Genomic DNA, 13,762 nt, shown 5'->3' on the forward strand with positions numbered 1-13,762 from the left:
GCCATGCCCGATCCAACCCTGGTCTTCGACTACCTCTGCGCCCGGTTCGGCGTCGACCTCGACTTCTCCGACGAGCGAGGCATGACCACCACCGAGGTCGCGGTCATCACCTTCCTCCTCGTCGGTGCCGCCATCGTCGTGCTCGGCATCATCTACACCGCGGCCAAGGGCAACGCCGACAACATCCCCACACCGGAACAGCCCGCAGGCTGACGCCGATGACCGGCCGACTCCGCAGCGAACGGGGGATGACCACCATCCAGGTCGCCATCTTGTTCCCGGCCGTCCTGCTCTGGTTGATGCTCATCGTCCAGTACGGGCTGTGGTGGCACGCCAAGCAGGTCGCCAACGCCGCCGCGGCCGAAGCCGTCGATGCCGCCCAGGTGAGCGACGGCAGCGCCGCAGAGGGCGAGGCTGCCGCATCCAGCTACCTCGCGCAGTCCGGCAACCTCGACAACATCACGGTGACCGTCGACCGTCAGCCCACCGTCGTCGTCGCCGAGGTCCGTGGCGACGCGCCGCAGCTCGTGCCCGGATTCTCCTGGTCGGTCACGGCCCGCAGCCAGGCCCCCGTCGAGCGGTTCATCCCGGAGCCCGAACGATGAACGCTCCCTCCTGGCGCTCAGAGCGCGGTTCGATCTCGGTCGAGGTCGCCGTGATCGCCCCCGCCTTCGTGTTCCTGATGCTGCTCGTCGTGTACGCCGGCAAGGTCTCCGAAGCCGACGGCAACGTCGAGCGCGCTGCTGCCGAGGGCGCTCGTGCGGCATCGCTGCGCCAGGACCCGGCCGCCGCCATCGACGACGCCCGAGCGGTGGTCGAAGCCAACCTTGCCGCCGCTGGCGTTCCGTGCTCCCAGCTCGACACGTCGGTTGACACCTCGGGGTTCGAGCCTGGCGGGACCGTGACGGTCACCGTCCGCTGCGACGCCTCGATGGCCGACGTCACCCTCCTCGGCGTCCCCGGCACCCGCTCGTTCACCGCCTCCTCGATCGAAGTCATCGACACCTATCGGAGCGATGGGCCATGACCAACCTCGCCGACGAGCGCGGAAGCATCACCGGCTTCGTCGCCGTCATCGCTACGGCGCTCGTGATGGTCGCCGGGATGGCCTACGACGGCGGCCAGGTCATCCACGCCCACAACGCCGCTCGCAACGATGCCGAACAAGCCGCCCGCGCCGGCGCGCAGCAGATCGACATCACCCACCTCCGTCAGACCAGCGAGCCCCGCCTCGACCCTGTCGAAGCCGAAGCCGCCGCCCTCGACTACCTCGCCCAGGTCGGAGCGACCGGCACCGCATCGGTGGACGGAGCCGACATCACCGTGACCGTCACCCGAACCCAGTCGCTCCACATCCTCCCTGGCCAGGACCGCACGATCACCGTCACCGAGACCGCCAGCGCCGTCGAGGAGGCAGCGCCATGACCCGTCGAGGCTCCGTTGTCGTGCGGGGCCTGATCTCGTTGATCGCCACCGCAGCACTTCTCGTCGGCGTCCCGATCGGTCTCGCGGTCTTGGTCGGTTGGCCCCTCCCGACGTCGGTCCCCGATGGGGAGACGCTCTCGCGGGCGATGAACACCGGGATCACCGACGCGTTCATCGTCAACGCACTCGCTGTCATCGCATGGCTGGCCTGGGCACAGCTCACCCTCGCTCTGCTGATCGAGGCCATCGCTGCCGTCCGTGGTCGTCAGCCGAGAGACCTTCCGCTCGCCCCCGGCCTCCAGGCCGCCGCCGCCCGTCTCGTCGCCGGGATCGTCATGCTCGTCGCGCCGCTCCAACCGGCTCGGGCGTTCGCCGCCCCTGCTCATCCAGTTGCCGTGGTGGCTCCGCTCGAGGTGGCCGAGTCGGTGATCGACCTTCGAATCCCTGCCTCCACGGTCAACCTCACGCCGCCCCAACCGAGCGCTTCTTCGGCCCCGGGCGCTTCGGTCCCGGGGACCGCCAGCCGCACGGTCACGGTGGAACGCCACGACTCCTACTGGGCGATCGCGGAGCGAGAGCTGGGGGATGGTCTGCGCTGGCGGGAGGTCCAGGCTCTGAACGTCGGTCGCACCATGACGGACGGCCATGTGATCGGCATCGGCGACGAGCTGCTGCGGGCCGGATGGATCCTCGATCTGCCCACCGATGGCCCGGCAGGTGCCGAGGCGCCCGAACACGCTTCTTCCTCTACCGCGACCGAGGTCGTCGTCGAAGCCGGCGACAACCTCTGGGACATGTCCGAGGATCGCCTGGCCGACGACCTCGACCGCGAGCCGACCGATCCCGAGACCGTGCCCTACTGGCGGGACGTGATGACGGCCAACCACGACCGCCTCGTCGACCCGGCCAACCCCAGCCTCATCCACCCCGGCCAGGTCCTTGTCCTTCCCCCGACCGGCTACGCCGACGCTCCGACGGTCGAACCAGCACCAGTGCCCGCGGAGCCGATCCCCGAAGTTCCGCCCACAGCTCCCGAGCCGCCGACCATGACCCCGTCGACTGCGGCGCCGTCGACCACCGCACCGTCCACTACCGCACCGTCCACCACGTCATCTCCGACGACCACCGTGAGCCCGGCCGCTGCTTCAGACGTACCGGCGTCAGCTGAGAACGTCACCCCGGCCGACCGAGGAGAGAGCGACGACGAGTCGAACGCGGTTCCCGTGTGGCTGACGCTCGGCGGACTCACCAGCGTGGCGATGGCCGTCGGCGCCAAGCGGGTCATACAGAAGCGCCGACGGGAGTTTGCCCTCGACCACGATGGGGCCGGACTGCCCGCGCCGGCCCCTGAGGATCGCCACCTTCACCAGGCGATGGTGGCCATGGCCGACGAGGAGCTCATCGAGGAGCTCCAGTACGCCCTCGGAGAACTGGCAGTCGCCCTCGCGGAGTCGGGGGCCCGATGCCGACCCCGACTCGTGCGGCACTCGGCAGACAGCCTCGAGGTACTGCTCGACAAGCCGACCCCGGACGCGCCGCCAGGGTGGCTGTCCGAAGGGGACGGTGTCGTCTGGTCGCTCGATCACACCGTCAACGTCGAGGTGGACCTCGACGGTCCATCGCGCCCGGCGCCCCTGCTCGTCACCATCGGTCAGCCCGATGAAGGCGCGCACCTGTATCTCGACCTCGAGGTGGACAACGTCGTGTCCCTCGTCGGCGACGTCGAGGCTGCTCGACGCCTCGCCCGGTCGATCCTCACTGAGCTGGCGTTGTCGCCACTGGCCGACGGCAATCGGGTCATCTCCGTCGGTGACCTGATCGAACCGGAGGCTGCCGGGCTTCCCCACCTCACGCACAAGGAGACGTGGGACGACTTCGCCAAGGATCTGACCGCATGGGTCCACGCCTCCCACAACGCGCTCGAGGTGAACGAGTGGCCCAACGCGTTCGTCGGCCGAGGGCACGATCCCGACCACGAAGCGCTCATGCCAATGGTCGTGATCGCCACCAAGCCGCCTCCGCCCGAATTGCTTGACCTGCTCCTCGACAACCGCCCGTCCGCTGTGGCGGTGGTCGTGGCCGACGTGTTCGAGGGTGCCCTCACGACGATCACGTGCGACGAGGAGATGATCCACCTCGACGACGTCGACCTGTCGTTCGTCCCGCAGCAGGTCGACGAGACCGCACTCGAGGACATGGGACGTCTCATTTGCGTTCCCGAGCCAGACCCTGAGGCCGAGGAGGACCACCGCGAAGGTTTCGACCTCGACGACGCGCCGCCGCCGGGCGAGGCGCTCGATGTGGTCGAGCCCTCGGAGCCAGCCAGCCCGCCCGAATACGAGATCCTCGTGCGCGTGCTCGGCGACATCCGGGTCGAGGGTGGTGCGAAGAAGCTGCACCCGAAGCCGACGGCGGTGCTCGCTTACCTGGCCCTCAACCGATCGGTGACCTCCGACCGCCTGGAGGAGGCGTGCTGGTTCGGCTCGAACGGCACGTCACATCGCAAACGCCTGCGCGAGACGATGAGCATCTGTCGGGATGCCATCGGCTCTCATCACCTCCCGCCGAACGAGGGCGGCACATACGTCATCGGCGACGCCGTGCGAACCGATGTCGAGCTGTTCGACTGGCACGTCGCCCGGGCCGTCCACCAGGACCCCGCCGAAGCCGTCGAGAGCTACCGCTCAGCGCTCGAGCTTGTGACCGGCCGACCCTTCAGCTACGGCAACAACGCCCGCGCCTCCTACGGCTGGGTCGACTTCGAGCACCACGCCACCACCTGGGAGCTGCGCATCGCCGGGGTGGCCAAGGCCTTCACCGAGCTCTGCATCGACCTCGGCCAGCCCGGCGCCGCCGTCGACGACCTCCGCCGTCTCCTCCAGGCCGCCCCGCTCAACGGGGGCGTCGTTGCAGCACTCATGCGCGCCCACATCGAGTCCGGTGACCGGTCGGCTGCCGACCGCGTGTACGAGGAGCATGCCGCTGCGCTGGAGCAGGCTGACCTCGGTGAGCCCGACGACTCGGTGGAGCAGCTGCATCTGGACTTGACCGGTCCGTCGGGACGCTGGCGCGCGGCTGCAAGTGAATCCTCGCCGTGAGGCGTGCACCTCGCAGTGGGCGCCGGGGACTCGAACCCCGGTGTCTGCCGGTCGCCCTGTAGGTCAGCCGATGGCGGAGCCGTCGGGGCCGATGATGTTCGTCTGCTTCGCGCCGGTCGCCAGGTCGTACTGGCTGTGGTAGGCGAGGCCGGGGTACCGAGGATCCGTGGTCGAGTTGACCGTGTGCCGGATCCCGTCGGCCTCGAACTGCACGCCGTCCTGCATGGGGACGAAGTTCAGCGCGATGCGGCCGATGTCGCGGGGATCTGCCATTTGCTCTCACCTCCTTTCCGCCGCGGTAGCGGCTGATGTCGCCCTGGTGGCGAAATCGTGGGCGCCGGGGACTCGAACCCCGGGGTCTGCCAGTCGCCCGTACCGGGATCAGCGGTTGCGGCGCTCCGCCGCGATCGCGCCGCCGATGGCGAAGGCCCCGAGGGGGTTCTGCACCGGGACGTGGTCGATCTTGCGGCCGTCGGCGTACTGGTCCATGTGGAGGAACGACCCGTTGCCGTGGTCGCTCCAGTGGGGGACGGAGATGAAGCCGTCCTTGGGCTGCTGCATCTGATGCTCCTTGGTGTTGGGGTTGGTGGCCCGCACGGTCGCGGGTCGTGGGCGCCGAGGACTCGAACCTCGGTGTCTGCCGGTCGCCCTGTGGAGCGGCTAGCTCCGGTAGGTCGGCGTGCTGGCGACGTGGATCACCGGCGGCTGCGCCCAGTCGGGCAAGCCGGGGTGCGGGTACGGCGGCGGCTGGCGCCACTCGCGGTACGGGTCGAACCACGGGTGCCGGGTCGGCGGCCAGTGGAGCGGCGGCGACTCGATGTGCATCTACACCTCCCTTCCTCGTGAGTGTAAGTGTAAGACAACTACACCTGCCGCGCTGTGTCAAGCACGCGTTCGGCGATTGGGGAAGGGGCACGCAGTCTGCGCGAGTACGTCAGCTGGTTCGCATCAACTGGTGCAGCCCCCGCGGGGAAGGTCACCCGGAAACCTGGGTGCGTCGCTCACGATCGAGACCAGGAACTCCTGTGGGCATCTCGCGGTGCCGTCGACCTTGATGGCGAAGTGGAGATGGGGGCCGGTGCTGTTGCCGGTCGAGGCGCTGTCCATGAGGTACTGGCCGACCGTGACACGGTCGCCGGTGGTGATGGCGTGGCTGCCCGGGAGGCCGTGGCAGTAGGTGTACTGGGCGCCGTCGTCGCCGTTGAGGATGACGCCGATGCCGCAGCGCCCGCTCGTGGGCGTGGACACCACGACCCCGTTGGTGACGGCGTAGAGGGGCGTGCCGGTGGGGACCGGGATGTCCGCCGCCGGGTAGTCGTGGTGGGGCTTCGTGAACCACTCGGGATGCTCGTCGTACCAACGGCGCTCCACCGGGAGTGCGTAGTCGCCGGCCAGCGCCAGGTCGCCGGCCGGGCAGCCCGCCGAGGTGCCGTCCCACGGCGTCGCCGTCGTCTGGCCCGCGGCTTCGAGCATCGAGCCGTAGACGTCGCTCAGCAGCGTCCAGTAGGTCGAGGAGGTCGCCCATGTGCCGGCGAGCCCGCCCCACGTGCTGGCTGAGGCGCCGGCGTTGGGGGAGACGTCGGCGTTGGCGAGGGAGACGTCGTTGCCTCCGGCGTACTTCTTCAGCAGCTGGATGTGGGCACGCACGCCGATGATCGGATCGGCGAAGCCGGCACCGGACGCTGCGCCGTCGTAGTGGGCGATGCCGGCGAAGTTGTTGATCGACGTGTCGGTGTTGGTGAAGTAGCCGGTCTCGGCCACGGCCTGCGCGAAGGCCATGTCGCCCCGCACGCCCTCCGCGTCGCCTTCGCTGAGGTAGACGGCGATGAGGTCGCCGATGTCCATCTGCAGGCGCGTCGGTTGGCCCCGCCCGCTTGAGGTCCACCACGTGCGCAGGTCGGCGACGGTGAGCGTGGATGGGCCGAGCAGGCTCGGGGTGCCGTCGTCCTCCACCTCGACCGGCCCGGCCGCACCGCAGCCCGGTGAGTCGCCGGCAGCGGCGACCGCCAGGAACGGGATGGCGACGAGGCCGCCGATGAACAGCAGGAACGTGAGGGCGATGGCCGAGGCCACCTTCGTTGGCTTCTCCATGCGGGTGTAGGCCGCAGATCGGCGAGGTTCCCGCGCAACTTCTTGTCGGTTTTCGACCGGCTTCGCGGCTTACAGGGGTGCCCACCCGCCCCGTCTCGAAGGAGGTGACCCGATGATCCGACTCATCGGCGTCCTTGCCCAGGTCGACGTCGACCCCAACTCCGATGGCATGCCCGGTGCCGACCTCATCCAGAAGCTCCTGAACTGGTCGCAGATGCTGGCCCTGTGGGGCAGCCTCGGCGCGCTGCTCATCGGAGCCGCGATGTACGGGCTGGCGCGAGAGGGCGGCAGCTACGGCGGCGCCAGCCGCGGCAAGGCACTCGCGATGGGCGGCGTGGTCGGAGCCATCCTCGCCGGGGTCGCTCCCACCGCGGTCAACATGCTCTTCGAGGCGGCGAGCTGATGCCGGCGACCTCCCCCGCTCCCAAGCGAGGCACGGTCGCCCTCGCGGCGATCGCCACGGTGATGCTCGTGGCCGGAGTGACAGTCACGCGCTTCTTCGGCGGCGGCGACGATCGCTCCGCGTCGACCGCCGCCGAGTCGCAGGAGCCGACACCACGACCCTCGGCACCGGCCGGGGGCTCGGGACCCAGCCTGGAGCGAGCCGGACTCGATGTCGGCTTCGCCGCGGACCAAGACGGCGCTGTCGCCGCGGCTGTCAGCTACGCGACGGCCTCGCAGCGGTGGCTCTACTTCACCGACGACGAGATCCGAGACGCGATCGCCGAGATCGCCACACCCGTCGCTGCCCCACGCATGGCCGATGAGATCGTGCTCGAGGTTTCGACCGCTCGTGAGCAGCTCGGCGCATCGCCGGGTCGGATCTGGTGGCTCGTGCGCCCGCTGGCATGGCGGGTCGAGCACCACGATGCCGACGACGCACGGGTGTCGGTCTGGGTGGTCACCATCCTGTCGGCCGCCGAGGTCGCCGCACCCCAGAGCGAGTTCAGGACGGTCACGCTCGACCTGGCGTGGGTCGGCGGTGACTGGCGGGTCGACGGCGTCCGCGACGCGCCCGGTCCGACGCCGCTGTCGGGTCCTCAGGACCAGCCCTGGGACGCGGTGCCGTTCGACGACGCACTGGACGGCTTCACCCGTCTCGACGGGGAGGCGCTCCGATGATCCTCGGCATCGGCTTCCCCAACCCGATCGGCTGGGCGATCGACAAGGTCACCGGCTTCGTCGGCGGGGTCGCCACCGCGGGCTTCGAGATGATCATCGGCGGGCTCGTCGCGTGGATCGTCGACGCCGTCGTGTGGGTGGTCGGCGGGGTCTTCAACTTCTTCCTCGACTCGACCGACCCCAACGTCCAGGCCGACTGGTTCGTCACCGGAGACGGCCCCTACGCCACCACCGTCGGCATCGGCGCCAGCCTCCTCCTGCTGTTCCTCCTCGCCGGGATCGTCCAGGGAACACTCAGCGGTGACGTCGGCGGGATGCTCCGCCGCATCGGCCTCGAGCTTCCGATCTCGATCATCGGGATGGTCGGCCTCGTCACGATCACGCAGATCCTCATCCAGCTCACCGACGCGCTCTCGGGCGAGGTGCTCGGCAACTTCCAGGACGACATCTCCGAGTTCGGAGCCGTCGTCGCCACCCTCAGCCACCTCTCGGGCGGCACATCTACCGCGTTCGTGGTGTTCATCCTGGGGATCGTCACCGTGCTCGCCGGACTGATCCTCGTGGCCGAGCTCGTCGTGCGGTCCGCGCTCATCTACATCGTCGTCGCGCTGGCCCCGCTGGTGTTCGCCGCCCGCCTGTGGCCGGCCACACGCGGCGCCAGCCGGAAGCTCCTTGACCTGCTCGTCGCACTCATCGTCTCGAAGCTGGTCATCGCCATCGCCCTGTCGGTCGCTGCGGCCGCGGCCGTCGGCGCGGGATCGGGGGGTGAGGTCACCGCTCTTCCCGAACCCGAGGTGTTCGCCGAGGACCCCGGTGGCTCGGTCACCCAGGCCGTCGGCATCCTCCTCACCGCCGCAGCAGCTTTCGGCGTGTCTGCGTTCTCGCCGCTGCTCATCGCCCGGCTGTTGCCCATCACCGAGGGGGCGGTGATCGCCCAAGGGGTCAAGGGCGGACCGGTTCGTGCCGGGCAACAGGCGATGATGGGTGCCAACACCATGCAGATGGTGTCGGGCCGTCGCTACAGCCAGATCGCCAACGGAAAAGCAGCCGCCGCGAACGTTGCCGGCTCCAACGGTGCGCTCTCGGCCGGCGCCGCCAGCGGTTCAGCGCCGGGCGCCGGCGCCGCTGGGTCGGCCGGGGCGGCGGGCGGTGGAGCCTCTGCTGCAGGAGCCGCCGCGGGACCGGTCGGCGTAGCCGTGGTCGCCGCCCAGGCTGCCGCTCAAGGTGCCACCCGTGCCGCGAAGCGGGGCGCGTCCGCAGCGACGGGCACCGCCGAGGCGGTGGCGGACAGCGGTGACGCTCGGCCGGGACGTCCTCCCTCGAGCGGGAAGGGCTCCACGCCGCAGCCGCGCCCGAGCCGACCGAGTCGGGGGGCGGGTGGCACGGACCGCTCGGATCGGAGCGGTGGCAGCGATGCGCGCTGAGCGAACCGAGCGCACCTACCGACTCGAACCGCTCGACAGCGCGGGGGTGTTCCTCGGTCTCGGTGTGGTCCAGTGCGGGCTGCTCGGGGGTGGGATCGTCCTCGGAGTCGCCGCGCTCACCATCGGCGTGCCGCTTCCGGCCGCAGCCGTACCGGTGGTGGCTTCGGTCGTGGTGAGCTTCACCAGGATCGGCGGGCACGCCACCTGGGAGTGGCTGCCCCTCGTCGTCAGCTGGTTCCTGTCGGGATTTCGCCGCGGTCGTCGGTGGCACGCCCCACTGCCGCTGTGGACCGACGGCGACGCCCCGGCACCGATGCCACCGTGCCTCGACGGCATCGACATCGTCGACCTCGACTGGCGGGCTGGGTCCCGACTCGGAGCCTTTCGCGACAAGAACCGCCGCACCCTCACCGTGGTGGTCCCCGTATCGGGCCCGCAGTTCGTCGTCGAACCCCGAGCCGAGCAGGAACGACTTCTCGCTGGGTGGGGTGACCTGCTCGGCCAGTACGCCGTCGAGCGGGGTGTCGTCTCCCACCTGTCGTGGTCGGACCTCGCTCGCCCCTCGGGGATGCAGGAGCACATCCAGTGGCTCGACTCGGACGAGCGCGGAGCCGCCAACCTGGCGGCAGCTGCGTCGTACCGCGAGTTGCTCGACTCCGGGACGACGGCTGCGATCAGCCACGAGGCGGTGGTCACCATCACGGTCGCGAAGGAACGTCTGTCCCGCCATCGCTCGAGCGCGGGGAGCGCGGACGATCAACTTCGCCGCGCGCTCGTCACCTCGACCGAGGCGCTCCTGCGGGGTCTGCGCTCAGCGGGCCTCAGCGCGGACGACCCGCTCGACGCCCCTGGACTGCAACGCCTGATCCGCGCCCGCATCGACCCCGTTTCGGCTCGGCCTCGTCCCCGACGCGGACGCCTCGTCGAGCGGCTGGCGCTCGTACGGGCCGCGACCGCTGGACCGCTCGTGCTCGATGCCCGGTGGCGAGACCTCCAGGTCGACGCCGCGTTCCACCGCACCTGGTGGATCGGCACCTGGCCCCGCCTCGCCGTCCCGCCCGCGTGGCTCGAACCATTCCTGTCCAGCGGCGGCATCACCCGCTCGATGACCGTCTATTTCCAGCCCGTTCCCACCCACCAGAGCCGGCGCCGCATCGAACGAGACCTCGTGAAGCTCGAGTCGGACGCCATCACCAAGGAAGACAAGGGGCGACGGGTCGACGCCCGGCACCGGCGAGCCACGCAAGCCCTGCTCGACCGTGAGGAGGAGCTCGTCGCTGGGTACCCCGAGATGGGCTACGCCGGGCTCGTCTCGGTCGCCGCCCGATCCCAGCAGGAGCTCGACGAGCAGTCCGAGATCGTCGAACAGCTCGCCCGCGAGACCGGCATGGACCTGCGCGTCCTCGACGCCCGTCAAGACCTTGCCTGGGCCGCGTCGCTGCCGCTCGGCCTCGCCCCCTCGACCCTCCTCGCGTCGTGACCCGCTCGTCGCTCCGACTCGCCTACCACCGGGGCACCACCGCCCATGTGGCGAGCATCTATCCCTTCTCCGTCCAAGGCTCTCTCGGGCACCGAGGCGCCTATGTCGGCCTCGACCTCCTCGCTGGCGGAGGCGAGTTCTGCTGGGACCCGTTCGAGGCCTACGCCGCCGGGCTCGTCACCAACCCCAACGGCTGGGTGCTGGGAGAGCCTGGCAACGGCAAGTCCGCCCTCGTGAAGTGCCTGCTGTGGCGCCAGGCCGCCGTCTACGGCACTGGCAATGCCGGCCGGTGGATGGCGATCGCCGACCCGAAAGGGGAGTACGCATCCCTGGCCGAGCACCTCGGCCTCACCACGGTGAAACTGAGCCCCGGTGGCACCGCCACCATCAACCCGCTCGCTCCCGGCCCGGCCGCAGCGCACGAACCCGAGGACCGCCAGGTCCTGCGCCGCGCCGAGATGTGCACCGCGCTCGTCGCGACGGTCCTCGAGCGCAGCCTCACCCAACTCGAGGACGCCGTCGTCTTCGCCGCGGTCGAGCAGCTCACCGCTGCACCCCTCACCGAACCCACGCTGACCGATGTCGCTCACCTCGTCGCCGATCCGACGGAAGGTATGGCGGCGCGGCTCCGTTCCCACGATCGTGACCTTGCTGCAGAGACCAGCAACGTCGCCTACGCCCTCGACAAGCTCCTGTCCAGGTCGTTGCGAGGCATGTTCGACGGGCGCTCCACGGTGCCTCTGCGCTGGGACGGACCGGGTGTCGTCCTCGACCTCTCTGCGGTGCCGCTGGACTCCGAAGCCCTCCCGCTGGTCATGGTCGCCACCGCCGGCTGGTTCCAGCAGCTCATGGCCTGCCCTGGCCCACAACGCATCCAGGTCCTCGACGAGGCGTGGGCGCTGCTCGGCAACCGCCACACAGCCGGCTACCTCCAGACCTGCTTCAAGCTCGGACGGACCTACGGCGTCGCCAACCTCTGCATCACCCACCGGGCCTCTGACCTCGTCGCCCAGGCTGACGACGGCACTGCGACCAGCAAGATCGCCGCCGGGCTCCTCGCCGACTCGGCCACCAAGATCATCTTGCGCCAGGCCCCCGACCAGCTCGACGCAGCCGTCACCCACTTCGGCCTCACCGAACCTGAGGCGTCGATCGTCGGACAACTCACCCGCGGCCGGGCGCTGTGGAAGCTGGGTGGTCGAACCGCCGTGGTCCACCACGTCCTCGGCCCGAGCGAGGCAGCGATCTGCGACACCGATGCCCGCATGAACGCTCGCCCGGCCGACGAGGTGGAGGCCGCGTGACATGTACGACCGAGAGGCTCTGCTCGCCGCGGTGGACCTGGCCGACCTGGCCGACGACCTACTCGGCGCCCACGCCGGCCCGCTTCGTTCGCCAAAGTGGCACTGCCCGAACCCTCAACACGCGCAGACTGGACGGACCCCGCCGCTCAGCATCTTCCACAGCCACCACGGCGAACAGCGCTGGCGCTGCCACGGGTGTGGCGACGGCGGCACCGCCATCGACCTCGTCGTCGCGTGCAAGGGAGGCGACGTCCGCGACGCTCTCGACTTCCTCGCCGGTCGCGTCGGACACCACGACCGCGGCGGCGACTGGTCGCCACCCGCTCGTCCAGCGGTGAAGCGATCGCCCGTGGACCGAGCGTGCCGAGATCCTGAAGGGCTCCAGCGCTACGTCGACGAGTGCGCCGAGCGGCTGTGGAAGCCCGAAGGTCGAGCCATCCGCCGGTGGCTCACCAACGTCCGAGGCATCCCTGCCGACGTCCTGGACGCCAACCACATCGGTGCCGACCTCGGGCCGCGGACACAGGAGCGACCCGACGGCATGCCCCGAGCCCTCGGCGCCGTCCTCCCGACGATCGCCCAAGGCGAGGTCACCTACGCCCAGATCCGCGTCCCGCATCCCGACCCCGGTCGACCTCGCTACCTCAACCCCACATCCGACCTCGCCCCCAACCCGCGGGTGACCAGGATGCGACCCGTCGACTGTCGCCGCCCCGAAGTGATCGTCACCGAGGGAGCGATCGACGCGCTCTCGGCGGCCACGGCCGGCTACCGAGCCGTGGGCGTGCTCAGCGCCGCCTACGGCCACGAGGCCGTGGCTGCCGCTGTCGCCCGGCTACGCCAACCGCTCGTCCTGGCCCTCGACGCCGACGAAGCCGGCAAGGCCGCCTCAGCCCGGCTCGCGGCCTTGCTCGAAGCCCGGGGACGAACCCCGGTCCGGCTCGACATCAGGGAGGGTGACCTCAACGACGCCATGCGTCGCGCCGGCGACTGGCCCACCCGTCTCAACCACGCGGTCGACCACGCAACATCGGCTCAGCGATCCGTCGGTGCTGGCCTCGAACGATGAGACCCGCTACGGGTTGGCGCCGAGCGCAGCGGCGACCGCTTCGGTTCCGCGCCTTGCGGCCAGGCAGGCCGTGAGTATCACGGTCAGGTACGGCAACCACGGTCCGGCGAGTGCGTACGGCGGGTCGTCGTCGAACAGCATCGTGACCCGGTGCTGTTCGAGATCGGGGTGCAGCTCCCGGATGCCGTCGTACCAGACCGACGCCCAAGCTCCCTCGAACCAGACCAGGAGCCGCAAGTCGGTGGCCAGCACGCGCAGCCGGCCGAGCGACCGCCACTGCGGAGCGGCAAGCCGCTCGGCCTCGGCCCGCGCTCGACGTCGCGCCGACGCGGCGCCGATCGAGGCAGCGGCGAACAGCACCGGCCCACCGATCGCCAGGATCCTCGGCTCCTCGTAGAAGACGTCCATGGCCTGGAAGCGCCACCCGACGGCAGCGACGTCGGCATGGAGCATCTCGCCAGGATCGAGCAGAACCGTGCTTGGCAGCGCCGGCAGTGGGCTGCCGTGAGCGACCAGCTCTGCCAGTTCGACCGCGGCATCCCACGCGCTGTCGATAGCCCCGCGACCCCAGGTCGCATCCATGTCCCAAAGGTACCCAGGGCATGTGACACCGGCGGCGTCGGAGAGGCTGCGGCCTTACTAGGAGGTGGTGGGGAGCGGAACATGGGACCCGTGGCCGTCTTCAGCGAGCGGCGGACTCGGGCGTGAAGTGCTGGGTTGACGCGTAGGTGTAAGTGTCTTACAGTGCG

General features: G+C 70.1%; 16 protein-coding genes. 11 read left to right on the forward strand and 5 right to left on the reverse strand.

Translation table 11 applies throughout. The features are described 5' to 3' along the window. Window positions 1-3: 3 nt before the first annotated feature. Genes HC251_RS04570 through HC251_RS04590 form a run of 5 tightly spaced genes read left to right on the forward strand, consistent with a single transcriptional unit; the run spans window position 4 to window position 4,523 of the window. Entirely contained in the window at window positions 4-213 is a 210-nt protein-coding gene (locus HC251_RS04570) for a hypothetical protein (RefSeq protein WP_219944129.1), read from the forward strand. A gap of 5 nt (window positions 214-218) precedes the next feature. After that, complete coding sequence (locus tag HC251_RS04575) at window positions 219-605, forward strand: TadE family protein (protein WP_219944130.1); 387 nt, start codon at window positions 219-221, stop codon at window positions 603-605. Further along, complete coding sequence (locus HC251_RS04580; protein WP_219944131.1) at window positions 602-1,027, forward strand: TadE/TadG family type IV pilus assembly protein; 426 nt, start codon at window positions 602-604, stop codon at window positions 1,025-1,027. The genes HC251_RS04575 and HC251_RS04580 overlap by 4 nt, the downstream gene beginning before the upstream one ends. Then, window positions 1,024-1,425: a TadE/TadG family type IV pilus assembly protein gene (locus HC251_RS04585; RefSeq protein ID WP_219944132.1), complete on the forward strand. Its 402-nt coding sequence runs from the start codon at window positions 1,024-1,026 to the stop codon at window positions 1,423-1,425. Before HC251_RS04580 ends, HC251_RS04585 begins: the two co-directional genes overlap by 4 nt. Continuing rightward, window positions 1,422-4,523, forward strand: a complete 3,102-nt coding sequence (locus HC251_RS04590) for a BTAD domain-containing putative transcriptional regulator (protein WP_219944133.1) — start codon at window positions 1,422-1,424, stop codon at window positions 4,521-4,523. Before HC251_RS04585 ends, HC251_RS04590 begins: the two co-directional genes overlap by 4 nt. A gap of 63 nt (window positions 4,524-4,586) precedes the next feature. Here the strand turns inward: HC251_RS04590 and HC251_RS04595 are convergent, their stop codons facing one another. From HC251_RS04595 to HC251_RS04610, 4 genes are all read right to left on the reverse strand, one after another. Continuing rightward, window positions 4,587-4,796: a hypothetical protein gene (locus HC251_RS04595; RefSeq protein ID WP_219944134.1), complete on the reverse strand. Its 210-nt coding sequence runs from the start codon at window positions 4,794-4,796 to the stop codon at window positions 4,587-4,589. A 108-nt stretch (window positions 4,797-4,904) separates the two neighbouring features. Next, window positions 4,905-5,084 carry a hypothetical protein gene (locus HC251_RS04600; protein ID WP_219944135.1) on the reverse strand — a complete coding sequence of 60 codons (180 nt, stop codon included), beginning with the start codon at window positions 5,082-5,084 and terminating at the stop codon, window positions 4,905-4,907. Between the two features lie 99 nt (window positions 5,085-5,183). Continuing rightward, window positions 5,184-5,348, reverse strand: a complete 165-nt coding sequence (locus tag HC251_RS04605) for a hypothetical protein (RefSeq protein ID WP_219944136.1) — start codon at window positions 5,346-5,348, stop codon at window positions 5,184-5,186. Between the two features lie 123 nt (window positions 5,349-5,471). Next, entirely contained in the window at window positions 5,472-6,614 is a 1,143-nt protein-coding gene (locus HC251_RS04610) for a peptidoglycan DD-metalloendopeptidase family protein (RefSeq protein WP_219944137.1), read from the reverse strand. A gap of 112 nt (window positions 6,615-6,726) precedes the next feature. Between HC251_RS04610 and HC251_RS04615 the strand changes: the two genes are divergently transcribed. From HC251_RS04615 to HC251_RS04640, 6 genes are all read left to right on the forward strand, one after another. Continuing rightward, window positions 6,727-7,017 (forward strand): hypothetical protein, encoded by a 291-nt coding sequence (locus HC251_RS04615; protein ID WP_219944138.1) that lies wholly within the window; start codon window positions 6,727-6,729, stop codon window positions 7,015-7,017. Between the two features lie 68 nt (window positions 7,018-7,085). After that, window positions 7,086-7,736, forward strand: a complete 651-nt coding sequence (locus HC251_RS04620) for a hypothetical protein (RefSeq protein ID WP_219944139.1) — start codon at window positions 7,086-7,088, stop codon at window positions 7,734-7,736. Then, window positions 7,733-9,160 (forward strand): type IV secretion system protein, encoded by a 1,428-nt coding sequence (locus tag HC251_RS04625; protein WP_219944140.1) that lies wholly within the window; start codon window positions 7,733-7,735, stop codon window positions 9,158-9,160. The genes HC251_RS04620 and HC251_RS04625 overlap by 4 nt, the downstream gene beginning before the upstream one ends. Next, window positions 9,150-10,640 carry an SCO6880 family protein gene (locus HC251_RS04630; RefSeq protein WP_219944141.1) on the forward strand — a complete coding sequence of 497 codons (1,491 nt, stop codon included), beginning with the start codon at window positions 9,150-9,152 and terminating at the stop codon, window positions 10,638-10,640. The genes HC251_RS04625 and HC251_RS04630 overlap by 11 nt, the downstream gene beginning before the upstream one ends. Next, on the forward strand, window positions 10,637-11,944 hold the full coding sequence (locus HC251_RS04635; RefSeq protein ID WP_219944142.1) for a VirB4 family type IV secretion system protein: 1,308 nt from the start codon (window positions 10,637-10,639) through the stop codon (window positions 11,942-11,944). The genes HC251_RS04630 and HC251_RS04635 overlap by 4 nt, the downstream gene beginning before the upstream one ends. Window position 11,945: 1 nt before the next feature. Continuing rightward, entirely contained in the window at window positions 11,946-13,013 is a 1,068-nt protein-coding gene (locus HC251_RS04640; protein WP_219944143.1) for a toprim domain-containing protein, read from the forward strand. Between the two features lie 6 nt (window positions 13,014-13,019). On the opposite strand, the gene HC251_RS04645 is transcribed toward HC251_RS04640, so the two are convergent. Next, window positions 13,020-13,595: a hypothetical protein gene (locus HC251_RS04645; RefSeq protein ID WP_219944144.1), complete on the reverse strand. Its 576-nt coding sequence runs from the start codon at window positions 13,593-13,595 to the stop codon at window positions 13,020-13,022. Window positions 13,596-13,762: the final 167 nt, after the last annotated feature.

The sequence above is a fragment of the Iamia sp. SCSIO 61187 genome, from assembly GCF_019443745.1.
Lineage (GTDB): Bacteria > Actinomycetota > Acidimicrobiia > Acidimicrobiales > Iamiaceae > Iamia.

Bases quoted from the DNA above. Each gene is read 5' to 3' on its own strand.
- HC251_RS04570 (WP_219944129.1), top strand. From the start codon at position 4: ATGCCCGATCCAACCCTGGTCTTCGACTACCTCTGCGCCCGGTTCGGC.
- HC251_RS04575 (WP_219944130.1), top strand. From the start codon at position 219: ATGACCGGCCGACTCCGCAGCGAACGGGGGATGACCACCATCCAGGTC.
- HC251_RS04580 (WP_219944131.1), top strand. From the start codon at position 602: ATGAACGCTCCCTCCTGGCGCTCAGAGCGCGGTTCGATCTCGGTCGAG.
- HC251_RS04585 (WP_219944132.1), top strand. From the start codon at position 1,024: ATGACCAACCTCGCCGACGAGCGCGGAAGCATCACCGGCTTCGTCGCC.
- HC251_RS04590 (WP_219944133.1), top strand. From the start codon at position 1,422: ATGACCCGTCGAGGCTCCGTTGTCGTGCGGGGCCTGATCTCGTTGATC.
- HC251_RS04595 (WP_219944134.1), bottom strand. From the start codon at position 4,796: ATGGCAGATCCCCGCGACATCGGCCGCATCGCGCTGAACTTCGTCCCC.
- HC251_RS04600 (WP_219944135.1), bottom strand. From the start codon at position 5,084: ATGCAGCAGCCCAAGGACGGCTTCATCTCCGTCCCCCACTGGAGCGAC.
- HC251_RS04605 (WP_219944136.1), bottom strand. From the start codon at position 5,348: ATGCACATCGAGTCGCCGCCGCTCCACTGGCCGCCGACCCGGCACCCG.
- HC251_RS04610 (WP_219944137.1), bottom strand. From the start codon at position 6,614: ATGGAGAAGCCAACGAAGGTGGCCTCGGCCATCGCCCTCACGTTCCTG.
- HC251_RS04615 (WP_219944138.1), top strand. From the start codon at position 6,727: ATGATCCGACTCATCGGCGTCCTTGCCCAGGTCGACGTCGACCCCAAC.
- HC251_RS04625 (WP_219944140.1), top strand. From the start codon at position 7,733: ATGATCCTCGGCATCGGCTTCCCCAACCCGATCGGCTGGGCGATCGAC.
- HC251_RS04630 (WP_219944141.1), top strand. From the start codon at position 9,150: ATGCGCGCTGAGCGAACCGAGCGCACCTACCGACTCGAACCGCTCGAC.
- HC251_RS04640 (WP_219944143.1), top strand. From the start codon at position 11,946: ATGTACGACCGAGAGGCTCTGCTCGCCGCGGTGGACCTGGCCGACCTG.
- HC251_RS04645 (WP_219944144.1), bottom strand. From the start codon at position 13,595: ATGGATGCGACCTGGGGTCGCGGGGCTATCGACAGCGCGTGGGATGCC.